General features: G+C 37.6%; 17 protein-coding genes. 12 read left to right on the top strand and 5 right to left on the bottom strand.

Annotation, left to right across the window (positions count from 1 at the left end):
• Window positions 1-255 precede the first annotated feature (255 nt).
• From priA to IEX65_RS07425, 6 genes are all read left to right on the top strand, one after another.
• On the top strand, window positions 256-2,745 hold the full coding sequence (priA, locus tag IEX65_RS07450; protein WP_188765418.1) for a replication restart helicase PriA: 2,490 nt from the start codon (window positions 256-258) through the stop codon (window positions 2,743-2,745).
• 108 nt (window positions 2,746-2,853) lie between these two features.
• Window positions 2,854-3,435, top strand: a complete 582-nt coding sequence (locus tag IEX65_RS07445) for an REP-associated tyrosine transposase (protein WP_188765417.1) — start codon at window positions 2,854-2,856, stop codon at window positions 3,433-3,435.
• Window positions 3,436-3,574: 139 nt separating this feature from the next.
• On the top strand, window positions 3,575-4,330 hold the full coding sequence (locus tag IEX65_RS07440; protein WP_188765416.1) for a restriction endonuclease: 756 nt from the start codon (window positions 3,575-3,577) through the stop codon (window positions 4,328-4,330).
• Window positions 4,331-4,669: 339 nt separating this feature from the next.
• Window positions 4,670-6,991 (top strand): adenylate/guanylate cyclase domain-containing protein, encoded by a 2,322-nt coding sequence (locus tag IEX65_RS07435; protein WP_188765415.1) that lies wholly within the window; start codon window positions 4,670-4,672, stop codon window positions 6,989-6,991.
• Between the two features lie 6 nt (window positions 6,992-6,997).
• Window positions 6,998-7,576: an HD domain-containing protein gene (locus tag IEX65_RS07430; RefSeq protein ID WP_188765414.1), complete on the top strand. Its 579-nt coding sequence runs from the start codon at window positions 6,998-7,000 to the stop codon at window positions 7,574-7,576.
• Window positions 7,577-7,851: 275 nt separating this feature from the next.
• Window positions 7,852-9,864: a M13 family metallopeptidase gene (locus tag IEX65_RS07425; RefSeq protein ID WP_188765413.1), complete on the top strand. Its 2,013-nt coding sequence runs from the start codon at window positions 7,852-7,854 to the stop codon at window positions 9,862-9,864.
• A 64-nt stretch (window positions 9,865-9,928) separates the two neighbouring features.
• Here the strand turns inward: IEX65_RS07425 and IEX65_RS07420 are convergent, their stop codons facing one another.
• The gene (locus IEX65_RS07420; protein ID WP_188765412.1) at window positions 9,929-10,486 is read right to left on the bottom strand and encodes a DJ-1/PfpI family protein; all 558 of its coding nucleotides are present in this window, start codon (window positions 10,484-10,486) and stop codon (window positions 9,929-9,931) included.
• 137 nt (window positions 10,487-10,623) lie between these two features.
• On the opposite strand from IEX65_RS07420, the gene IEX65_RS07415 reads away from it, so the two are divergent.
• On the top strand, window positions 10,624-11,694 hold the full coding sequence (locus IEX65_RS07415) for a hypothetical protein (RefSeq protein WP_188765411.1): 1,071 nt from the start codon (window positions 10,624-10,626) through the stop codon (window positions 11,692-11,694).
• Between the two features lie 44 nt (window positions 11,695-11,738).
• On the opposite strand, the gene IEX65_RS07410 is transcribed toward IEX65_RS07415, so the two are convergent.
• Window positions 11,739-12,284: a hypothetical protein gene (locus IEX65_RS07410; protein WP_188765410.1), complete on the bottom strand. Its 546-nt coding sequence runs from the start codon at window positions 12,282-12,284 to the stop codon at window positions 11,739-11,741.
• A gap of 292 nt (window positions 12,285-12,576) precedes the next feature.
• Here IEX65_RS07410 and IEX65_RS07405 point away from each other — a divergent pair, with 292 nt between their 5' ends.
• The 5 genes from IEX65_RS07405 to IEX65_RS07385 all read left to right on the top strand — a co-directional run bounded on the left by IEX65_RS07405 (window position 12,577) and on the right by IEX65_RS07385 (window position 18,915).
• Window positions 12,577-13,569: a sterol desaturase family protein gene (locus tag IEX65_RS07405; RefSeq protein ID WP_188765409.1), complete on the top strand. Its 993-nt coding sequence runs from the start codon at window positions 12,577-12,579 to the stop codon at window positions 13,567-13,569.
• 69 nt (window positions 13,570-13,638) lie between these two features.
• A complete protein-coding gene (locus tag IEX65_RS07400; RefSeq protein WP_188765408.1) occupies window positions 13,639-14,085 on the top strand; it encodes a hypothetical protein in 447 nt (148 codons plus the stop codon).
• A 33-nt stretch (window positions 14,086-14,118) separates the two neighbouring features.
• Window positions 14,119-15,918, top strand: coding sequence for a hypothetical protein (locus IEX65_RS07395; RefSeq protein WP_188765407.1), 1,800 nt, complete (start codon window positions 14,119-14,121; stop codon window positions 15,916-15,918).
• Between the two features lie 140 nt (window positions 15,919-16,058).
• Window positions 16,059-17,375: a M16 family metallopeptidase gene (locus IEX65_RS07390; protein WP_188765406.1), complete on the top strand. Its 1,317-nt coding sequence runs from the start codon at window positions 16,059-16,061 to the stop codon at window positions 17,373-17,375.
• Window positions 17,376-17,517: 142 nt separating this feature from the next.
• Entirely contained in the window at window positions 17,518-18,915 is a 1,398-nt protein-coding gene (locus IEX65_RS07385; protein ID WP_188765405.1) for a M16 family metallopeptidase, read from the top strand.
• A 45-nt stretch (window positions 18,916-18,960) separates the two neighbouring features.
• Here the strand turns inward: IEX65_RS07385 and hemC are convergent, their stop codons facing one another.
• From hemC to IEX65_RS07370, 3 genes are all read right to left on the bottom strand, one after another.
• Complete coding sequence (gene hemC / locus IEX65_RS07380) at window positions 18,961-19,899, bottom strand: hydroxymethylbilane synthase (RefSeq protein WP_188765404.1); 939 nt, start codon at window positions 19,897-19,899, stop codon at window positions 18,961-18,963.
• Window positions 19,900-20,033: 134 nt separating this feature from the next.
• The gene (locus tag IEX65_RS07375) at window positions 20,034-21,134 is read right to left on the bottom strand and encodes a DNA polymerase III subunit (RefSeq protein ID WP_188765403.1); all 1,101 of its coding nucleotides are present in this window, start codon (window positions 21,132-21,134) and stop codon (window positions 20,034-20,036) included.
• A gap of 83 nt (window positions 21,135-21,217) precedes the next feature.
• On the bottom strand, window positions 21,218-22,387 hold the full coding sequence (locus tag IEX65_RS07370; protein ID WP_188765402.1) for a putative sugar nucleotidyl transferase: 1,170 nt from the start codon (window positions 22,385-22,387) through the stop codon (window positions 21,218-21,220).
• Window positions 22,388-22,824: the final 437 nt, after the last annotated feature.

Raw genomic sequence — 22,824 nt, 5'->3', positions numbered from 1 at the left:
GTACGCCGCTGCGTTAGAATTAAGAATGATTTTTATTGTAACTCAACATTAACAAAAATAGTATGCGTGCATAATATTTGCAAGCGAGAAGTAGAAAATTATTTACACTCATTTAGTGTTATGATATTTGTAAGGTACTTTTTCCCAAGCAATGATTGAATTTAGTACCTTTGAAGCATTCTTCAGGATGTATTTAATGGACGTTTTTTACGACGTGTTCATTCTACATTCTTCATTTTACATTATAAATTCTAAATGGAAGGTCTTTTTTCTGTTGAAACAACATATTTTGCTGATGTGATTTTGCCCGTGCCGATTCCTCGAATGTTTACGTATCGGGTGCCGAGAAATTTTGTTGATGAGATAAAAATCGGGGCGAGAGTCATTGTTGAATTCGGCAAAAATCGGGTCGTGACGGCGGTTGTCGGACGGATTCATGAAACACCTCCAGCAAAATACCAAGCAAAATACATTCTCGAATTACTTGATACAGAGCCACTTATCACGAAGCAACAACTTTGGCTATTCGATTGGATTGCCGATTACTATATGTGTTGCGTGGGCGAAGTGATGAATGTGGCAGTGCCGTCGGGCTTGAAAGTTACGAGCCAATCGAGGATTCAACTCAATCCTGACTTTGACCATCCTGAGCTTTTGGAAGAAAACGAAATTGAGTTTTTGGAGATTCTGAAAAACCACGCTTCGTTGACTTATGATGATGCCTTGAAATTTGTGGGCGAAACCAATATCAACACCATGATAAAATCGTTGATTGGTAAGCACGCAATTATTATGTATGAGGAAGTTAAGGAAAAATATAAGCCGAAAATTGCCAAGAAGATTCGCCTAAAAAGGGTTTATGAGGGCAGTGAAGAAGTAGCTAATTTGATTGATTCGTTGACCAAAAATGTCAAACAACAAACGGTGGTTTTAGAGTATTTACGCCAAGTTCCGATGCACCAACTCCGTGAACGTAATCAGTTTGGCGTTGATAAATCGTTTTTTACGCAAGGCGAAACTTCTGATTCTTCGCTCAATAAATTGATTGAAAAAGGAATTTTGGAGCAGTTTGAAATCGTGGTTTCTCGTTTTGGCGATGATATGCCAACTGAGCCAGTTAAAATCGAACTGACCGAAGCCCAACAGCAAGCCAGCAACGAGATTTTATCGAATTTTCAAGAAAAAGACATTGTTTTACTGCACGGAATTACGGGAAGTGGCAAAACTGAGATTTATATTGATTTGATTCTGCAAGTGCTGGAAGGTGGCTCGCAAGTATTGTTTTTATTGCCCGAAATTGCCCTGACGACCCAAATTGTGGTGCGAATGAAGCGAGTTTTTGGCGATAAAATGGGTGTTTATCACTCTAAATTTTCAGATAATGAACGAGTTGAGGTTTGGAAAGGTGTGCTTGAAGGACGCTACCAGTTTGTGGTAGGCGTGCGTTCGGCGGTTTTCTTGCCGATGGATAATTTGGGCTTGGTGATTATTGACGAAGAACACGAAAGTTCGTATAAACAATATGACCCCGCTCCACGCTATCACGCCCGTGATGTGGGCATTATGTTGGGGCTAAAACAAGGTGCAAAAATCTTGTTGGGTTCGGCCACGCCATCTCTCGAAAGTTATTATCAGGCTTCTACTGGCAAATATGGTTTGGTTACGCTCAACCAACGCTACGGAAATGCTCAATTACCTGATATTCAACTGATTGATTTAAAAGCTGAACGTAAGGCAAAAACCATGAAAAATGATTTTTCGGGAACTTTGTGCCAGCATATTGAGCAAAATTTGGCGATTGGTGAGCAGACAATCATTTTCCAAAACCGACGGGGGTATTCGCCGTATTTGAATTGCCAAGAATGTAATTGGATTGGTGAATGTGAGCAATGTGCGGTGAGTTTGACTTATCACCTCGACTCGAAAGAATTGCGTTGCCACTATTGCGGACATAAAGAGGAGATTCCGAGGGCTTGTCCAGCTTGTGGTTCGGGAAAAATCAGAACGGTTGGTTTTGGTACTGAAAAACTCGAAGATGACCTCCGAATTATGTATCCAGCGGCACGAGTACAACGCATGGATTTAGACACGACTCGCACAAAAAATGCTTATCAGACAATTCTTGGGGAGTTTGAGCAAGGAAATACCGATATTTTGGTCGGAACGCAGATGATTAGTAAAGGGTTGGATTTCGACAGAGTGAGTTTAGTTGGAATTTTTGATGCCGACCGTATGATTCATTTCCCTGATTTTCGGGCGGCAGAAAGGGCATTTCAGATGCTTACGCAGGTGAGCGGGCGTGCAGGCCGACGTGAGAAAAAAGGTTTGGTGCTGATTCAGACCAATAATACGCAGCAGAGTTTGCTACACAAAGTTGTGGCGAACGATTACATGGGTTATTATAATGATGAAATCAAGGAGCGAGAAGGGTATTTTTATCCGCCTTTTACTCGTGTGATTTCGATAACCGTGAAGCACGAAGAACAAGACAAAGCCGAAAAAGCGGCTCATTGGTTGGCCAATAAATTGCTCGAAAAACTCGGCAAGGCTCGTGTACTCGGCCCCGAAAAAGGCATGGTTGAGCGAGTGAGAAACAAGTTTTTGTTTGATATTTTGCTAAAACTCGAAAAAGATAAAATCAATATAAAATCGGCCAAGGTTTTCTTGCAAGAACAAATCGACGCCGTAATGACTCAACGTGAGTTTAGAGGGGTTTATGTGGTGGTGGATGTTGATGCGGTGTAGGATATGATAGTTTTTTGAGTTTGGCTGAATTTTTATTCAGTCGGTGTGTCAGCCGTTCTTAGAACGGCATTGCGAAATAAGTTTCAGATTCAAAATAAGAAGAAAATTATGAGCCAAGGTTATCAAATTATCAATCAGTCGGCTATACATTATTTAACTTTTCAAGTAGTCGATTGGGTTGATGTTTTTTCAAGGCAGTTATACAGAGATATTGTATTGGATAGTTTTCGATATTGTCAAAAAGAAAAAGGTTTGTGGCTATATTCATACGTGATAATGTCAAACCACATACATTTAATAGCTGCTTCAAAAGATGCAAAACTTTCAGATTTAATACGTGATATTAAGAAATTTACAGCAGCTAAGATTTTGAAAGCTATTGAAACCGAACCAGAAAGTCGCCGAGAATGGATGTTAAAACGATTTGAGTTCGCTGCAAGAAGCAAATCTAATATGACAAGTTCGCAATTTTGGACACATGAGAATCATGCAGTCGAAATATTTAGTGATAAATTTTTCTTTCAGAAAGCAGACTATATTCATCAAAATCCAGTACGTGCAGGAATTGTAGCTAAAGCGGAAGACTACCTTTATTCTTCTGCCAGTAATTTTATGGATAAAGGTGGGCTCATTGGGGTTGAATACTACGGAACAAGAGTAATTGATACAAATAGAAATATTACTTTTTGAGCTAACGGAATTGTCGTTCTTAAAACGACAATTCCGTTGTGGCTAACACAACGACTAAATGTGAGACATTTAGCCGAACGATAATAATATACCAGTCCTTTTGATTAAATTTGTATGTATCAATATTAAGTTAAATACTATGAAGTTTGTAATTTCTTCAAACACTCTATTGAAGCATTTATCAACCATAAATGGAATAATTTCTTCAAATCCTGTAATACCTATCATAGAAAATTTATTATTTAAATTAGATTCGAGCATTTCTATTCAGACAGAATATCGAGTGCTAAAAAATATTATCTCAGATGATGATATTATCAATAATATAATGAAGGATTCAACAATTTATGAACCTAATGAAATATCTAAATATGACACTTATAATCTACAATCTTGGGTTAATCTTATAAATAAAAAGTTTAGTATTAAAATGGACTTTATTGATGCCTGTGCATTAACAATTTATAAAGACAATAACAATTTGAAGTTTATTCATCATAATGATTTTGAAAAATTAGTCAATAAGCTATTTACCTTTTTAGGGTATGAAGTTGAACCTACAAAAGCAACAAGAGATGGTGGCTATGACGCACTAATCATAAAAAATGGCTTTATACCTGTACACCAATTATTAGAATGTAAATCGTTTCAGAAAGAAAAGAAGGTTAATATTAGCCAATTTAGAAGTTTTATACAAGTTGTTGAAGAAAATAGAGTTCATGGTGGAGTAATGGTTACTAATACTGATTTTACAAAAGATGTGATAGAAAAAGTCAAAACTTTATATAAAAAGATAAAATTGATTAATGGTATAGAAGTATTAAGACTCATAAAGAACTATTGTGAAAGTTTTTTATTAAAATACATTTTACCAAATTCGATCGAATTTAACTAAGAACGGTATCTTAAAGGTGCTTCTTTGAAGTTGCGTTCTAAGAACGCATTTCACAATGACTAAATGTAAAACATTTAGCCAAACGAAGTAATTAATTTTCAAATTGGCATCACGAGGTGTCAATTTGAAAATTACGTTCGAGAAAATCAAACTCACCCATACAAAGTTCCAGTATTCACACAACAAGGCCTAAAGTTGAAATAAAAATACAAAACTTCGTATAAACGCCATTCTACAAAATTATATTTTGAAAAATATGGCCTTGATTTATGCTATTCAGAATTTGAAATATAATTTGTACGACAAATAGTATTTGTATATTTTTGAAAAAAAACTACTTTGAAAACATCCCTCACAATAATTCTTTTCTTTTTCAGCTTTGTTCTCAAAGCCCAAGAATCTGCCACAATCACGGGTTTAAAAAGCAAATTAGATACCGCTTCTACACTAAAAACGAAAACATCGCTTCTTGGACAGCTTTCACGAGAATATTTTGGAATTCAAAAGTATGATAGTGCCATTGTCTATATCGACAAAATGCTCACTGCAAATGCCACAATTGATGATAAGGATAAGTTAGCATCTATGAATGTATGGATGGCTCAGCAGCACCTAATGAAAGGGAAGCCAGATGGGGCGTATCCATATTTGAGCAAGGCCGAAAAATTATTAGAAAATTCAAATGATATCAATCAAGCAGCTGTATTAAACTATTTATTAGGGGCTTATTATTTCTTGAAAAAGGAAACCCAAAAAGGGGAAGAATATTATAAAAAAAATATAGATTCATATACTAAGGGTAAGAGCATAGATAAAAATTTGGTCTTGGCATCATACCAAAGTTTATTTTCAACCAACTTTGCTCAAAATAATCTTAAAAATACCTTCGAAGCACTAAACAAATATTACGATTTTATAAAAATCAATTTTCCTGATAAACTTAATGATGCGAATTTCATGTTGGGGATATTTTATGTGACAAGTCGAGATTTTAAAAAAGGTATTTCAGCATTTCAGAAAAGTTTGAGTTTAAATAAAAAAGAAAACACCTTATTTGATGCTCAGGCCAAAACTTTCCTTGCATTGGCTTATGTGGAATCCAATAAATTAGATTCGGCCAAATATTACTTAAAGGGCAACAAAGAATATTTTGAAAAAACTGGTAATAACCCCTTACTCGCACAAGTATATTATACAAACTCACAGATTCAGGAAAAAGAAAAGGATTTTGACAAAGCTGAAGAAAATATACTAAAGGCAATTGAACTTGCACCAGAGGAGGATATACAGAAAGCGAAATCTACTTATCAAAACCAACTATATATAATAAAACTGAGTAAGTTATTTCAAGATAGTCTAACACTGAAAACCGACCCCAAGAAACAAAATGAATTGAAGGGTTGGTTAGGCAAGTTGGAGAACTCTTCCAAAGATATTGAAGGTAATATGGGAGCCCAATATGGCTTATATGAAAACTACGAAAAACTGGCAAAGGGCTATGAGTATGCAGAGAATTATGATTTGGCACTTTCTTACTTGAAGAAAGCCATCGCTTCGAAAAATGTAGTATATGGTCAAGAAAAACTCAGAGAATTCGCTGATTTTGAGTCGGAGTACGAAATGAAAATTGAGAAAAGTAGAATTAAATTGGAAGAAGAAACCAAACGTCTCGAACTGGAAAAACAGATAGAATTAAAGGCAATAAAATTTGAATTTGAAAAAAAACAAGCTTTGGCCAAAACCGAAGAAGAAAAGAAGAGGCTCGTTCTGGAGGAAGAGCTTAAAAGAAAATTGATACTATTGAAATACGAAGAAAAGCAAAAGGCTATCACGCTGAAATTCAACCAAGAAAAAGAAATTGCCAGAATAAATCAGGAGAAAAAGGATGCTCTCGCAAAGGCAGAAATTGAGAATTCCAGATATATGAAAAATATGTGGGCTTTAGGAATGGCTCTCTCTTTGGCTTTATTGGGTTTTGCGGGTTTCTCCTATTATCAAAAACAAAAAGACAACAAAAAAATAGCCTACGAAAAACGAAAATCTGATGAATTGCTTCTGAATATTTTACCTCATGAAGTAGCCGAGGAACTAAAGCTAAATGGTGAAAGTAGTGCCAGACATTATGATGAAGTGTCCGTATTATTCACTGATTTTGTTAATTTTACTCAGAAATCAGAGGAGTTGGGGGTTCAAAAAATGCTAAATGAACTAAATGTATGCTTCACTGAGTTTGATAAAATAATGGAAAAGTATGGTTTAGAAAAAATAAAAACCATTGGCGACGCCTATTTGGCCGTAAGTGGCCTACCATCAACCAACGTTAATCATGCACAGAATGCCGTAAACGCTGGTCTTGAAATATTGGAGTTTATCAACAAAAAGAAGTCTTTGAACGAAAATTCTTTTGAAATAAGAATTGGTATTCATTCAGGCCCTGTTATTGCGGGCATAGTTGGAGTGAAAAAGTTTGCCTACGATATTTGGGGTGATACTGTAAATACGGCCGCCAGAATGGAACAAAATGGGGTAAAAGGTAGATTGAATGTTTCGGGTTCTACGTATGCCCTTATTCACGAAAAGTTTGATTGTGAACACCGAGGCAAAATAGATACCAAAGGTAAAGGGGCATTAGATATGTATTTTGTCAATAAAAGCATTTGATATTTTATGAGATACAATGAAATTAAAAAAGTGATTATTGCGGAGCTTAAAAACAACCTTCCCAAGCATTTGACTTACCATAGTGTAAATCACGTAGAAGACGTCATAAAGGCAGCTACCGAAATAGGTAAAGCCGAACAAAAGAACGCCGAAGATATAAAGTTGCTAAAAACAGCTGCGTTGTTTCATGATACAGGGTTTTTGCATGGTGCTAAAGACCACGAAGCCAACTCGTGCGTCATTGCCCAAAAGCATTTGCCCAATTATGGTTATACTCAATCTCAAATAGACACTATAAAAGGCATGATAATGGCCACCAAGATACCACAAACGCCGCATAACCACTTAGAAGAAATTCTGGCTGATGCTGATTTGGATTATCTGGGTCGGGATGACTTTTTTACTATTGGAGACAAACTTTTTGATGAACTTACGATGCTCGGCATCATAAGTTCAGAGCGTGATTGGAATTTTTTGCAGGAGAAATTCTTGGAAAGTCATAATTTCTTTACAAAAACCTCTATCCAAAAACGAAAACCGAAAAAAGAAGAAAACCTAAGAATTGTTAAATCTAAATTATTGTAATATCTCCACTCGCTCTGCGAAGAATCTTTCTTCGCAGAGGTGTTCTGACCTCTCCTGATGTCAACTTGAAAATTGCGTTCTGGAGAACGAAACTCACCCGAGCAAAGTTTGAAACGAGAACACCCAGTTTTTGCACAGCAAGCCTACAAAAAATTCACCAACAAAGTCGATAATTTCCCTCAACAGGTCGATAAACATCGAAAATACCTTCATTGCTTGTAGATTTTTCCGGCTGATAGTAGTACCTTTCGTTTTAAGAAAAATTATCAACAATCATGAAAAAAAACTACCCTCTCTTATTAATTTTCTGGTTTATCATAAGCTGTATCAGTACAAGCTTCGCCCAAAAAGTAAGCATCACTGGCATTGACCCAACCCTAAAACCTGGCGATGATTTCTTTATGTATGTCAACAGTAAGTGGTATAATTCAGTTGAAATTCCTTCTACCCAATCGGGTATTGGGGCATATTCGTTTATGAATTATCCGCAACGCATACGCCTCCAAGGCATTTTGGATAGTGTTTCGGCTACTAAAAATCTCAAAGGTAGCATCGAACAAAAAGTAGGCGACTTCTATGCTTCGGGCATGGATACCACCACTATCAACAAAAGAGGTTTCGACCCCATAAAGCCAATGCTCAAACAAATTGATGGCATCAAAGATGTGGCTGGCATTATGAAATACGTGGCCGACCAGCAGAAATTCAATAATTTTTCTATCATAGGCTTTCGTGTTGGGCCAGATATTAAAAATAGTGCTATTAATATCGTCAATTTAGGTCAAACAGGAATCGGTTTACCCGAAAGAGATTATTATTTCAGAACTGATTCTTCTACACTTTTTATTCAAAAGTCTTATCAAAATTACCTAAGTACCTTGTTTAAACTTACGGGGATTGATGCGGCTACTGCAAGCAAAATGGCCTCGGCTGCATACGCCATCGAGAAAGAATTGGCGGCATCGCACAAGACCAATATCGAACGCCGAAATGTGCAAGCAAACTATAATAAACTCGCAGTTTCGGGCATTGCCCAAAAACAACCAAACATTGGTTGGCAAGCGTTTTTTGCAGCGTTGGGTGTGAAAATAGATTCGCTAAATATGCAACAACCTGCTTATTATGACCACTTAAACTCTTTATTGGCTTCGGCATCAATCGAAGACTGGAAAGCTTATCTAAGAGCCAAAACGCTGGTTTCGTATGCTGATTTTCTGAGCAAACCTTTCACAAAAGCTTCTTTTGAATACGCTAAGGTGCTATCAGGACAATCTACTCAAAAACCACGTGGTGAAGAAATTACAGAAGCCGTGGATAGGTCGCTTGGGCATGGGCTTGCTCAACTTTATGTGAAAAAATACTTCCCCGAAGAAGCCAAGCGACGCATGAAAGAATTGGTGAAAAATTTGAAAACAGCTTTTGAAAATCGAATTACTAACCTCGATTGGATGAGCGATTCGACTAAAGCGAAAGCCAAAGAAAAGCTCTACGCATTTACTGAAAAGATTGGCTACCCTGACAAATGGAGAGACTACTCAAAAGTGGTTATCAATCGTGGTACTTATTTTGAAAATCGACTGGCTACGAGCAAAAATGATTTTGTTTATGGAATTTCAAAAATAGGTCAGCCAGTTGACCGCACCGAATGGGGAACAACTCCACCAACGGTAACGGCCTATAACAATCCACCATTAAATGAGATTGTTTTTCCTGCGGGAATTCTTCAACCACCGTATTTCGATATGAATGCCGACGATGCCCTCAACTATGGTGGAATTGGAATGGTAATTGGTCACGAAATCACGCACTCGTTTGATGACCAAGGAGCATTGTATGATAAGCAAGGGAATGTAAAAAACTGGTGGAAAGCCGATGATTTTAAGAAATTCAAGGCCAAAACTCAACTCGTGATTGAGCAGTATAACAAATTTACGGTACTCGATTCGATGCACATCAAAGGAGCATTAACCGTTGGAGAAAACACAGCCGATATTGCAGGAATTGCCATTGCTTACGATGCCTTTAAACTAACTGAACAAGCAAAAAGCAACGAAAAAATTGATGGTTTCACTCCCGAACAACGCTTTTTCATTTCCATTGCCCGAATCTGGCGTGTAAAAACCAAAGATGCCTATATGCGTACGTATGTAAACACTAACCCACACTCACCAGCTATGTGGCGTGTGAACGGCCCATTGATGAACTTTACGCCATTCTACAAAGCATTTGATGTAAAACCTGGCGATAAAATGTACAAACCCGAAAGCGAACGCATTATGGTTTGGTAAGAATTTCGTTATCTATAAATCAAAAAAGGCCTCTGCTAAACAGTTAGCAGAGGCCTTTTTGTATCTATTTCTCATTCAAGCATTCAAAAACCATTCGATAAAAGTCGGGGTGCGATTGCCACGTTTGGCCAGAAACATACTTACCATCTCTTACGGCTTCATCTTTACCCACAAAATTTCCTCCACAGGCTTCTACTTCAAATCTTACATTTTCGTAGCACGTAATGGTTTTATTTTTGACCAAACCTGCGGCTGTCAGAATCTGAATTCCGTGGCAAATTGAGAACACAAACTTATCAGTTTTATCAAATTCTCTTACGATTTCGATTACTTTTTCGTTGTGTCGCAGAAATTCAGGGGCCCTTCCACCCAAAATTAAAACCGCAATGTAATCTTCAACTATTACATCAGCGAAGGCAATATTAGCCTCTACGATATAGCCTGGTTTTTCGATATAAGTATCCCAGCCAGGTTCAAAGTCGTGGATAACCAAATTGAGCCTTTTTACACTCGGTGCAGCAATAACTGCCTCATAACCAGCTTCTTCAAAGCGATGTTTTCCGTATAAACATTCGTAACCTTCACCAGCATCACCAGTGATAATTAATATTTTTTCTTTCATTGTATAAAATAAAGTTGAATAAAAAACAAATATAAAGACATTATACGTAAGACCCCATGAATTACAGAAATATACAAATTTTCTACCAAATCCACTCAAATAGTACTATATTTGAAATTGAGAAAAATGTTTAACAAATGAAAAAAATTGCCCCAATAGGTAGAATGAGTGTGACAGGCAAGAGATTTAAGTCTGCCAAGCCTAACGAATTAAGTGCGTCAGATAAAAATTCTATCCGTAATAATATCAATACTCTTACTAAGCAACAATTGGCTTTTAGAATTGGAAAACCGCTCGAAGTGATTGAAAAGTTTATAAAAAAAGAGAAATTGGTTTCTACGCTCGATGTACAAGTACCTAAAGAGCAACCTCAGCCAGTGGCAGTAGAACCAATAAAAGAAGTTCCGATAGTTATTGAAGTTCCTGCAAAATCCGATGTAACGGTGTCGGCAATGAAAACTAAAGAGCGAAAGAAAAGTGCGATTGCAGCAAGAAAGATTGATTTCATTCTGAAACACTACAAGCAACACACTGCTATTGAAATGTCCAAAATGTTGAATACCTCAATCACTTCGGTTAGATATCATCTTAAATGTTTGAACATAAAATCCATTAAACCAACCTTGCCTACACCGTCGCACTTATTGGAGCGACAAAAATTTATCCAAGAAAATCATAAAAAATACACCGTAAAAGAGTTTGCCCAAAAGCTCAATTGTAGTGGCGATGTCATCAGAATTGCCTTCCATAGGCTCAATATTAAACCTCTCAGAAAACCACTAAGTGAAGCAATTCCTCAAGAAACAATAAACTTTTTGAAAGCCAACTATCGCACAATGACCGCCCGAGAAATGAGCAATATCTTGGGTAATCTAAGCTGGACTCAGGTAAAATATCTTTGCGAGAAACATGGTTTTTTAAAAACTCTCGAAGAAACAGAGGCTATCAGAAACCGCTGGAACAGAAGTGAGTTTACAGCCAGTGAAGAGAAATACATCCTCAAAAATTATGGACAGATTTCATTTTCAGAAATTGCCCAAAATCTCAAACGAACTCGCTCTTCCGTTGTTAAGTTTGCATCGAGAAAAGGTTTGAGAATCACCAAAGAACAGCACAACGCTCTCAATAAAAAGAATTTTGAAAAAGGAAGAATCACAATGAAAGAAAGATTAGAAGCTAAAGCGAAATCTTCTCTCGAAGAAAATTAAACAAAAGAGCCATTTCTAATATTCAGAAATGGCTCTTTTGTTTACTAAATTTTATTTGTTGGAATCTTGTTTTTGTAATTCCAAAAAGCAGAAACATTGACAATCCGCCATTTACCATCGCTTCCCTTTTCCATCAAACGTACTTCTTTGCTATGCAAAAAATACTTTTGGTCTCGGTCGCTGTTATATTGGTCCCAAGTTACGTGCGAGGCATTGTTTCCATAAAACTTAAATTTCATATTTTTCCGTTTAACAATCGGGTGACTACTTCCCTCCTTTTCGGGTTCAGCAGGATTTTCCTTAATAAATTTCCCAAGATTTTTATTAATATTTTCCCAGCCAACACTTGCGTCAAAAGTGCCGTCAGCATTGCTCCATGCTTGGTAAGAATATTCTGAATGAGTGAATTGGTCTTGCCAACAATTATAGTCTCGTTTAAAAAAGCAGTCAGTTTCTGCCTCAATACATGCGATGATTTCTTTTTCTTCTTTAGCTTGGTCAACGATTCCGCTATTGACCGCCGATGAAGATTTCTGACATGAGTATATTGTAATTGTCAGTAAAAGTGAAGCTAAAATAGGTACTTTCATGATGGTAAGAGTTTATAGTGAGCAAAGTCATTACTGTGTAGATTCATAGAATCAACATCTTACACTAAGTATCCTTTAAAGGTTATTAAACGTAATAAATATTTTAAAATATTCCAAGAAAAAATTAAAATATTTGAAGCCAAAGAATATTTTTTTTTTCAATTAGTAAAGAGAGCTTTGGTAAGCACAAAAAATAGTTCAATAAAAAATTTTATCAAAAGCATCATACTTATAAAAATATTTTAGAAATTGAATTCATATTCAACCTTAACAAAATATTATAGATAAACAGATGGAAATTCTTGAGTTTTTGTACCAAGAAATAATCAGTTTCTTGGGGCTTCGTGGTACTTTAGAGATTCTTAAATCGGGCGATTTCAGCAAATTTCTTACTTTCGATGGTATCCTTACGGGCATTGGTCCAATTTTGCCACTACTGCTCGTTCTCGAACTTATCAGTGGTATCATTCAGAAAAATCCACATACCAAAGTCTATAAAATGACTTTCTTAATTTACATCCTCAATCGTTTTATTGGTCGTTTTATTTCAATCGGAGCTATTTCGTTTCTGATTGCTACACTTCAACCTTATGCCCCTTTCCAAACCACTTTTACTTGGTATTGGCTCATTTATGGCTATATTGTTTGGGAGTTTTCGCATTTTGCCTATCATTTCTTGGGGCATAAAGTTCGTTTGTTTTGGTGTTTACATTCAACTCACCACACGCCCGAAAACATGAACCTGTCAGTTTCGCACGCTCATTTTTTCCTCGAAGGCCCTTATGCTGATGTCATTCGTGGGTCGATTTGCATCATTTTGGGCATTCATCCTGCATTGTTGTTTTTTATTATGTTTATTGATGGCACTTACGGAATGTTTATTCACGTAGGTGAAAACCTCATGAAAAACGGCAAAATGGGGTTCTTGAATCATATCATTCTCACGCCATCCCACCACCGAGTGCATCACGCCCGCAATCCACTTTATATGGATACTAATTTTTGTAATCTATTAAATATTTGGGATAAAGTTTTCGGTACATATCAACTCGAAAAAGATGAAATAAAACTCGAATACGGCATCACCCGACCAATGGATTCGGGCAATCTTTGGGATGTCTATTTCGGTGAGTTCATCGCACTTTTTAAAGATGTTTGGGCGGCTCCTACGCTCAAAGATAAAATCCTTTATATTTTTATGCCCCCAGGTTGGCATCATTCGGGCGACCACAAAACGGCTACCGTTGTCAGAAACGAATATTTAGCAAGCCACAAGACCACTTGATAAAATCAGGTGTTTTTACGCTAAGAAAATACAAGAATTTTGCCTTAATTGAGGCAAAATTCTATCGTCATGGACTTATTCAAAACTACTCGGATTCCCGCAGGACAAGCGGGAGTCGATGCCCTCAAAAACTTCATTGCAACGCAGCCATTTGTCATGATGGTGATGGCAGGAAACGACCCAGATTCCGAAACAATGGCAGGAATAGCCGATGTGATTGCGGGCGGAAATATCGCCGAGAACCATCGTCGAGTCTTATGGGCTGATACACCGCCCTACGAGCCAATTATTGATTTACTGAAAACGTTTCCTGCCAAACCACTGGTAATCAATAAGTTTGATGAGGGAGCAACTTTCAAAGCTGTTTTCATTTCCCTGAGTGGGGTTATCTGCGATGGCATCACAGCCGAAGACGAACTCAACAAAGCCAAAATAGCTATCGGGTTTATTCGGGCAGAAGCCGACCGCACCGTTAGCCCCGACCGTATGTCGCCGCTTTCGGCTGGTTTAAATTAATTCTTCAAAAAACCGAACAAAGTCTTGATAGCCATGAAAAAACTTTTCCTTTTCTTATTTTTAATTTCGTCCGTTGTCAATGCCCAAATTTTAAATTGGACAGAAAAAGACGATGATGGCGGCTCAGCAACCGAAAAAAAGGTGGTGGATATCAACAGCGATATTCAGATAAAAATCAATTCTGATTCGTTAGCTCGTCGTATGCGTTCAAAAACGCAGCTTCCAAAAAGTTTTTGGGATAAGGTCAATAAAGTCAGCATTGCTCTGAGTAAACGCAAAGAATCGTTGGATAAAATCAAGGAATCGAACAAAAACTTCAAAAACCTTACGAATAATACAGGTTCGTTTGCGGTTTATGCCAAATCCATTGCCGATGCTGCCGAAGCCCCGAACGCCATCTTAGATGCCGCTCCCGAAATTGCCGACGATTTCGATGATAAACTCAATAAACTTCCACTCAACGAACTCGCCACAAAAAGTGGACAATATGGTGCTTTGTTTGATGCTGCCCAAAGTTTATCCGAAGATTTAAGAAAAATCATCAAAGACTCCATCAGTAATCAAAAGATTTTGGTGCAACTCGGAGCTTGGATAGTAACCAAACAGGGGCAAACACCCATTCATTTGGCGGGTTTCGATTCACTCCAAAAAGGCGATAGATATGAGGTAGAAAGATTCAATTTTCAGTTGAGCGATGCCCAGCAACAACAACTCAAAACTTTTTCGGATTTAATCACTGATACCAATCAAAATGGAAAAGTTACGAATCAGGAAGTGATGCAGCTCGTTACGGATGTTTTTCAGAATACAGCTACTTTCAAATCCTTAGCGAGTTTACGAGATTTTGCTAAAAATCTGGTCGATAAATACAAAACTCAAGCTCCAGCAGTTATCGCACAGGTTCGTCCAGTTTTTATTGATTTACAAAACTACGCTAATAGCTTGAAAGCTTTGGGCGAAAAATACAAGAATCCAAGCTCGGCTCAAGGCATGAGTTCACAGCAATTTTTACTACAAACCCAAAGCGATTTGAGTAACCTTTATAATACAACCAGCCGATTGATTGTTGACACCCTCAAAAACAAATACATTCCATTAGTTCAGAAACTTGCCAATCAAGCCGCAGGCGAAATAAAAACCGATTTAACTGCCCTACAAACGCAACTCAACGGCGTTGTGACTGGCATCAATAGCGATTTAGAAAACCTCAATACAGCCAAAAACGAGCTGATTGGTTTTTTCAAAGGCAGTAGTTTTGATGAAAGTACCTTACAATTTTCAGATTTGAACACAAAACTGGCCTTTAATGCACTGCCACAAGAAACCGAATTTTCGCTGAAAGACACTGGTTTTCGCCAAGAAGGCGATTTTGTGATTATTAAAATTGGCACGAGTACTGGACAAAATTCAACTCAAACGCTCGAAACCGACCGCATTTACTTGTTTAAAGTGCTTCCGAGTGTACATACAACCGTAGGTGTGATTTTCGCAGACCCACACTCACAGACTTTGCCTATCAAAACAGTTTTTCAGCCAGCAGCTTCTTATAGTTTTATTATGACAGGCCTTTTCGACAAAAAACTTCGTCGAAAATCAGTTAGCTACAATAAATACTTCGGTCTGGGTTGGGGGCTAAACTTCGCTTCGATGGATTTTAATAAAGATGATGTCCCAGAGCTTGGCGTTGGACTTACGGTTTCACTGTTTAAAGATTGGCTACAAGGCGGCATCGGCTACAACGTTCCGAATGATAAAAGATATTGGTTTTTCAGCGTAAAAATTCCATTACCGACTTTCAGTTTTGGTAGTGTACAGACTGGTGGGAGCAACTAAAGTTTCTTGAAACATGGTTTTACTCCTATCGAGCGTTGGTATTCATCCAACGCTTTATGTTTTTTTAAGAAATAAAAAAGCACAACAAAAGCTTAAAATTGATAGTTTTACAGGCTAATCAACAATTAAAATTTATTCCAATGAAAAAGCTTCTGATGTCTGCACTTTTGTGTGTGGGGCTACTCTCGGCCAATGCACAAATGAAAGCAGAAGACGTAAAAACATTCACACTCAGAAACGGCATGAAATTTTTGGTGATTGAAGACAGTTCTATTCCTAATGCCAACATGTATTTATTCTACCGAGTAGGTAGCCGCAACGAATATCAAGGTATTACGGGACTTTCGCACTTTTTTGAACACATGATGTTCAACGGGGCGAAAAAGTACGGCCCAAAGATGTTTGACCGCACTATGGAATTTAATGGTGGAGCAAACAACGCTTACACCACCGAAAACGTAACAGTTTACACCAACTGGTTTCCTTCATCGGCCACCGAAGTGATTTTCGATTTAGAAGGCGACCGCATCGCAACACTAAGTATCGACCCTAAAATGGTTGAGAGTGAAAGAGGCGTAGTTTTGAGCGAACGTAGCACAGGCCTCGAAAACTCGAAGTGGAGATTACTTTCGGAAACTGTTCAAGGCACTGCTTTTCAAGAACACCCTTATCATTGGCCAGTTATTGGCTATGAAGATGACATGAAAAACTGGAAGCAGTCAGATTTAGAGCGTTATTTCAAGACTTACTATGCCCCAAATAACTGTGTAACTGTAATTTCGGGAAATGTAAAGTTTGATGAAGTAAAGCGTTTGGCCGAAAAATACATTGAGTCAATTCCTGCCCAGCCCGAACCCCCAAAAGTAATGATTGTTGAACCTCCACAAACTGGCGAACGCCGTGTTTGGGTGCAAAAAGATGTTTCTACGCCAGCCTTGATGATTGCCTACAAAGTGCCAGAATCGAAAAACGAAGATTATTATGCACTTACTATTTTAAGCGATATTCTTAGTAGCGGTAATTCTTCTCGTTTGTATGGCTCGTTGGTTGACAAAAAACAATTGGCTACCCAAGTTTTCACCAATTTTGGCGAAAGTTTCGACCCAACTTTGTTTGGTATTTATGCAACCGCAGCCGCTAAGGTCAACGAAAATGATTTAGAAAAAGCGATTTATGAAGAAATTGAGAAAATTAAAACCGAAGGTATTACCGAAAAAGAATTGCAGAAAATCAAGAATCAGAAATTGATGGAATTCTATGGTCAAATCGAGACCATTAATGGAAAATCAAATAATATCGGCACCTACGAAGTTTTCTTTGGCGACTACAAAAAAATGTTTGACGCACCAGCGGCCTTCAATAAAGTAACGGTAGATGATATCAAAAACGTAGCAAAAAAATATTTCAAGAAAACCACTCGCACAGTAGGTATCCTGAAAGCAAATACCGAAGAATAAGGTAGTTATTGCCTGTGAGGACACAGGCAATAACTGAAATATTTTATTTTTTTTTGCGTAAAAAACTAACAATGAACGCTTTACTGTAGACTACCGACCATTGACGGTGGACTACTTATTCTCAAATCTCTTGTCTAAAATCATGTCTAAATACATCAAAATATTCTTCACCGCAGCTTTGGCGATATGCCTAAGCAGCAGCCTAATTTTGGCACAAAATTACCAGTTGCCCAAATATCAAAAATTCAAATTAGCTAACGGCCTGACTGTTTACTTGATGGAACAGAAAGAAGTGCCAGTTATCAGCGTATCGGTAGTTTTACCAGCAGGAGCCATCTATGACGGCACAAAGGCAGGATTGGCTTCTTTGACAGCAACTGCTCTTAAACACGGCACAAAAAGCTACACAAAAGCCCAACTCGACGAAGAACTCGATTTCATAGGAGCTTACGTAAATACCTATGCTTCAAAAGAGTCAGCAGGTTTATCGGCCAAATTTGCTACCAAAGATAAAGACAAAGTGTTGGGTATTATCAAAGAAGTTTTGCTCGAACCAGCTTTCGATAATGCAGAATTTGAAAAAGAAAAGAAGCGTTTACTCTCAAATCTCGACCAACAAAAAGAAAGTCCACGCTCGGTTTTGCCTGCTTATTTTGATAAATTTATGTACGGAAGCCACGTGTATGGGAATATCATTCAAGGAAAAAAATCGACTGTTAGTCCGCTGACTGTTGAAGATATAAAAACTTTCTACAAAGAAAATTACTTACCCGAAGCCTCAGCCATTTCAGTAGTTGGTGATTTCAATAGTGTAGAAATGAAAAATATTTTAACAGCTTTATTAGGTTCGTGGAAAAAAGGCACAAAAACACAGGAAAACTTAGCAGCGAAGCCAATCGCAAAGCCAACCGGAAACCGTGTTTTGCTTATCAATAAAGATGATGCTCGTGAAACAACTTTCAATATCGGAGCCGCAGGAATTAGTAGAAATAACCCAGATTACGTAGCAATTGATGTTATAAATACGCTTTTTGGCGGCAGATTTACCTCAATGCTTAACGACGAACTTCGTGTAAATACTGGTCTTACTTACGGGGCCAATAGCCGTTTCAGTCCATTGAAAACTGGTGGAACATTCGCCATTTCAACATTCACGGCAAATAAAACTACCGAAGCCGCCATCGATAAAGCCTTGGAAGTGCTGGATAAACTTCACAAAAACGGCATCGACGAAAACGCTCTCGCTTCGGCCAAAAACTATGTAAAAGGACAATTTCCGCCACGCTACGAAACCGCAGGACAATTATCAGGTTTATTGACACAAATGTTTTGGTATAATTTCGATGAGTCTTTCATCAATAATTTCGAAAAAAACGTTGATGGACTTACGCTTGAAAAAGCCAAATCAATCATTGATACTTATTTTCCGAAAGATAAATTGCAGTTTGTAATGGTAGGAAAATCGTCCGAGATTAAGAAGATTGCCGAAAAATACGGCCCAGTAACTGAGGTACAAATTAAAGAAGAAATTAAGGATTAATATTATCAAACGTGTGAGGTTTTGGATACCTCACACGTTTAGTTCTTACGAAATATTATTTCTAATTCCCTCCAAAATCTCTGCTCCGCCGCTTCTTAGCACTTTTTCAGCCAAAGTTTCACCGAGTTGTTCGGCCTCAGCAGCTGATTTTGACTCATTTTTCTTGACAATCATTTTACCATCAAGGCTAATGATTCCCGAAGTCATATTTAAAGCTAATTCTCCATTCTTTTCTTCTGCCACACACCACCCAAACGACGGAATCGAACAACCACCTTGCAACTTACGTAAATATGCTCTCTCGGCTATTAAACACTTCTCAGTTACATCGTCATTAATTAAATTACGAATAGCAGCACGTTTTTCTTCCGATAAACTCTTAGCGGCTTCAATCGCCACACAACCTTGCCCCACAGGCGGCGTAAACTGGGTTGTAAGAAGTTCTTGAGCAATCATCTCATGGTATCCCATGCGATGCACGCCCGCATAAGCCAACAAAAGAGCATCACATTGTCCTTCTTCGAGTTTACGCAAGCGAGTTTGCAAATTTCCACGCATATCCACAATTTTTATATGTGGATAATAATGGCGAAGCATAGCCACTCGTCGAGTAGAAGAAGTTCCGACCACAAAGCTTTCGCCACTACCAAGCGATAAATTTTTATTGAAACTCACCAAAACATCAGCAATTTTCTCACGCTCAGTAAAGGCAATTAGTTCTAAATCATCAGCCAATTCCGACTGCAAATCTTTGGCAGAGTGAACGGCAATATCAATTTCTCCCGAACGCAATTGGTCTTCCAATTCTTCGGTAAAAACTCCTTTACTACCAATTTTTGATAAAGCTCGGTCAAGAATCTTATCGCCTTTTGTTTCTATAATTACTATTTCAGTTTCAATGCCATCAGCTTTCAGTTTATCTTCAATATAATAAGCCTGCCAAAGAGCCAATTTACTACCACGTGTACCAATCTTTATTTTCATATTTATCTGTGGGGCGAACCGGGCAACGTTTGCCTCTGGTTCGCCTATAATTATTTTCACTTAAAAACACTTACGAAATTTTGAGAAACTCAGTCGAAACAAATAACAAATTTCCCAATAACAAGTAACCAACCTCACCGCATCAAACGAGCTATCGCCAACGAAATATCCAAGAAAATCATCTTTGCACGTCCATTTCTCTCAATATGATAATGGGATTCGCTCAGCAAATTAGTAATAGCCTCTAAATTGCTGATATTCAACACATTAGAAAATTTCTGAACAAACACCAATTCATCACCTTCAAGTCGAATTAAGTTTTCTCCTCCATGACAATACAAGAAAATCTCTCTAAAAATACTCAAACCATATTCAAGCATAGCTTTCTGATACTCTTTTCCTTTGGCATCAAATTCATCAGCCATTGGCACTAATTTCAGAATATTCAACGCATAGCACATTCGCATCCAGTTGGCAAACCAAGCGTGTTGGTCATCGTCTGTTTTATGAGCTATCTCCAGAGCATGATTCAGATTTCCGTCAGAAAGGTAAGCAATTTGTTTGGCTCTTTCGGGGCCAATGTCTTGTTTTTGAGTCAAATAACTGACAATTTCATCGTCCGTAAAATTTCTCACAGCGATGCGTTGCGTACGTGAAATGATAGTCGTCAATAACTTATCCGAGCTACTGGCAACCAACAAAAACAGCGTTTGTTCTGGCGGTTCTTCCAAAACTTTCAAAAGAGCATTTCCCGCCGCAATATTAAGCATTTCGGATTGCCAAATAATGGCTATTTTGTAGCCCCCCTCATAAGATTTCAAAGAAAGTTTCTGAATCAACTGACGAGATTCTTCGGCAGGAATATTTCCTTGTTTGATAGCAATATGTTCGAGCCAGTCGGAAAGTGTTCCGTAAGGCGTATCTTTTACAAAAGTACGCCACTGAGGCATAAAATTTTCAGAAATAACCGATTTCCCCCCCGCAGTTGGAAAAATATAATTGACATCAGGATGAGCCAACTTGCTCATTTTATTGCAGTTTGGGCAACGTCCGCAGGCATCATCGGCTTGCTTATTTTCGCAATTAATATAGGTAGCATACGCCAACGCCAATGCCAAGTTTGCACTACCCTCTGCTCCATGAAAAAGCTGAGCATGTGCCACATGATTACTATTGACCGCCTGTATCAACGATTGTTTTACGTCGTCTAAACCTATAATTTCTCGAAAAAGCATTGGTAAAATAGATTCAAAGAAGCCAAGTAAGTCTTCGCTTGAAGCGAAGACTTACCTATAACGCTTCCCTCGTAAGTACGCCTTTATTTTTTAAAATCATGAACATGCTTCAAAATAGCAATATCCTTATCTGTAAGTTCTTTATTTCGTCGAGCCATTGTAGCTCTAATAACCTCTAAAGCTTTATCAAAACGATAATCTACATATTCGGTATCTGCTCCCCCCCACATAAAAGATGGAATGTGCTTATCTTGAAAACCTGCCCCAAAAATGTTTGAACAAACACCAACTACCGTTCCCGTATTAAACATCGTACTAATTCCTGCCTTTGTATAATCACCCATAAACAAACCACAGAATAATTCTCCCGTTTTTTCGAGTTTATCGGTGGCATAATTATATAGTTTTACTTCCGAATAATCATTTTTAAGGTTTGAATTGTTGCAATTTGCACCCAAATTACACCATTCTCCAATAACCGAAGCCCCTAAAAATCCATCGTGAGCTTTGTTTGAATAACCAAAGATTACTGAACTTCCAACCTCACCACCTGCTTTAGAGTACGGCCCAAGCGTAGTATTAGGTCGAATTTTACTACCCCAAACCACTACACTACCTTCATCAATCGAAACTGGCCCAATCACAATCGAACCTTCCTGTATCGAAGCATTTTTACCTATATATATCGGGCCTTGTTCAGCGTTCAAAATCACAGATTTGATACTCGCACCTTCTTCAACAAAGATATTCTCCGAACCATATACACGTGTAAAAGGGTCTGTTATTTCCTGCGATTGTCGCCCTTCTGTAATTAGTTTAAAATCTGCCTTAATCTGGTCACCATTTTTCAAGAAAATATGCGGCAATTGAGTGATGATACTTATCTCACCGTCAAATCTCTTTTGCCGAAATGCTTGAAAATTTATTGGGAAAGAAAGTTTTTCAGTAGTCCGAATGGCCAATACATTATTACTACTATCAACTAAACACTCACCAACGACCAATTTATTAATTTCAGTAATTAAAATTTCGTCGGGACAAACAGCTCCATTGATGTAAGTATTTATCGAACTCTCAGCCGTAATTTCTTCTAAATAACGCTTTGAAAGACACGTAACTTTTGTTTTTAGTCTAAATGCCCATTTATCTCTAATAGTCAAGATACCACAACGAATATCGGCAACTGGACGAGTAAAAGTAAAAGGTTTCAATTGATTTCTGATTAACTCATCATCAAAAAGTATGTACGCCATCTAAATTGAAAGTTAGTAGTCTGCAAAATTACAAAAAAATACTGGTGAATGTTTATATAGAAAATTAGGAAGGGCAATAAAGTAACAATGGAAAAGTATTTTTACATACGCTTTCAATATTAGTTCGGGACTAAAATGAGCAGAATATCACCAAGTTAGGGGCATAAAATTAGTCAAAAAATATGCTAATATGGAGGCGTAGATGTATGAAAGATTGTGTTTCAATGAGAACTGAAAAACAGAGCGACTTTATTTTAGTATTTTCGTAGTTACCTAAACGCAAAAAAGGCAGCCTTATGAGCTACCTTTGATTTGCATAATAAAATTTTGGAGGGGCTCTCAGTCCGTCTTTCACCCGAGTTTGAGGCACAACGCTTTTGTTTGTTAATTTGGTTGGTATAGGCTAATAACAAAAAAAGTCTCATCATTTCTGATGA

Origin of the sequence: Emticicia aquatilis, assembly GCF_014644295.1 — a bacterium.
Lineage (GTDB): Bacteria > Bacteroidota > Bacteroidia > Cytophagales > Spirosomataceae > Emticicia > Emticicia aquatilis.
This window is presented reverse-complemented; position numbering and strand designations above follow the sequence as displayed.

Excerpts from the sequence above, each read along its gene's own strand:
- IEX65_RS07370 (WP_188765402.1), bottom strand. The coding sequence starts at position 22,387 with ATGGCGTACATACTTTTTGATGATGAGTTAATCAGAAATCAATTGAAA.
- IEX65_RS07420 (WP_188765412.1), bottom strand. The coding sequence starts at position 10,486 with ATGAAAGAAAAAATATTAATTATCACTGGTGATGCTGGTGAAGGTTAC.
- IEX65_RS07375 (WP_188765403.1), bottom strand. The coding sequence starts at position 21,134 with ATGCTTTTTCGAGAAATTATAGGTTTAGACGACGTAAAACAATCGTTG.
- IEX65_RS07395 (WP_188765407.1), top strand. The coding sequence starts at position 14,119 with ATGAAAAAACTTTTCCTTTTCTTATTTTTAATTTCGTCCGTTGTCAAT.
- IEX65_RS07410 (WP_188765410.1), bottom strand. The coding sequence starts at position 12,284 with ATGAAAGTACCTATTTTAGCTTCACTTTTACTGACAATTACAATATAC.
- IEX65_RS07405 (WP_188765409.1), top strand. The coding sequence starts at position 12,577 with ATGGAAATTCTTGAGTTTTTGTACCAAGAAATAATCAGTTTCTTGGGG.
- IEX65_RS07390 (WP_188765406.1), top strand. The coding sequence starts at position 16,059 with ATGAAAAAGCTTCTGATGTCTGCACTTTTGTGTGTGGGGCTACTCTCG.
- priA (WP_188765418.1), top strand. The coding sequence starts at position 256 with ATGGAAGGTCTTTTTTCTGTTGAAACAACATATTTTGCTGATGTGATT.
- hemC (WP_188765404.1), bottom strand. The coding sequence starts at position 19,899 with ATGAAAATAAAGATTGGTACACGTGGTAGTAAATTGGCTCTTTGGCAG.
- IEX65_RS07445 (WP_188765417.1), top strand. The coding sequence starts at position 2,854 with ATGAGCCAAGGTTATCAAATTATCAATCAGTCGGCTATACATTATTTA.
- IEX65_RS07425 (WP_188765413.1), top strand. The coding sequence starts at position 7,852 with ATGAAAAAAAACTACCCTCTCTTATTAATTTTCTGGTTTATCATAAGC.
- IEX65_RS07415 (WP_188765411.1), top strand. The coding sequence starts at position 10,624 with ATGAAAAAAATTGCCCCAATAGGTAGAATGAGTGTGACAGGCAAGAGA.
- IEX65_RS07400 (WP_188765408.1), top strand. The coding sequence starts at position 13,639 with ATGGACTTATTCAAAACTACTCGGATTCCCGCAGGACAAGCGGGAGTC.
- IEX65_RS07430 (WP_188765414.1), top strand. The coding sequence starts at position 6,998 with ATGAGATACAATGAAATTAAAAAAGTGATTATTGCGGAGCTTAAAAAC.
- IEX65_RS07440 (WP_188765416.1), top strand. The coding sequence starts at position 3,575 with ATGAAGTTTGTAATTTCTTCAAACACTCTATTGAAGCATTTATCAACC.
- IEX65_RS07385 (WP_188765405.1), top strand. The coding sequence starts at position 17,518 with ATGTCTAAATACATCAAAATATTCTTCACCGCAGCTTTGGCGATATGC.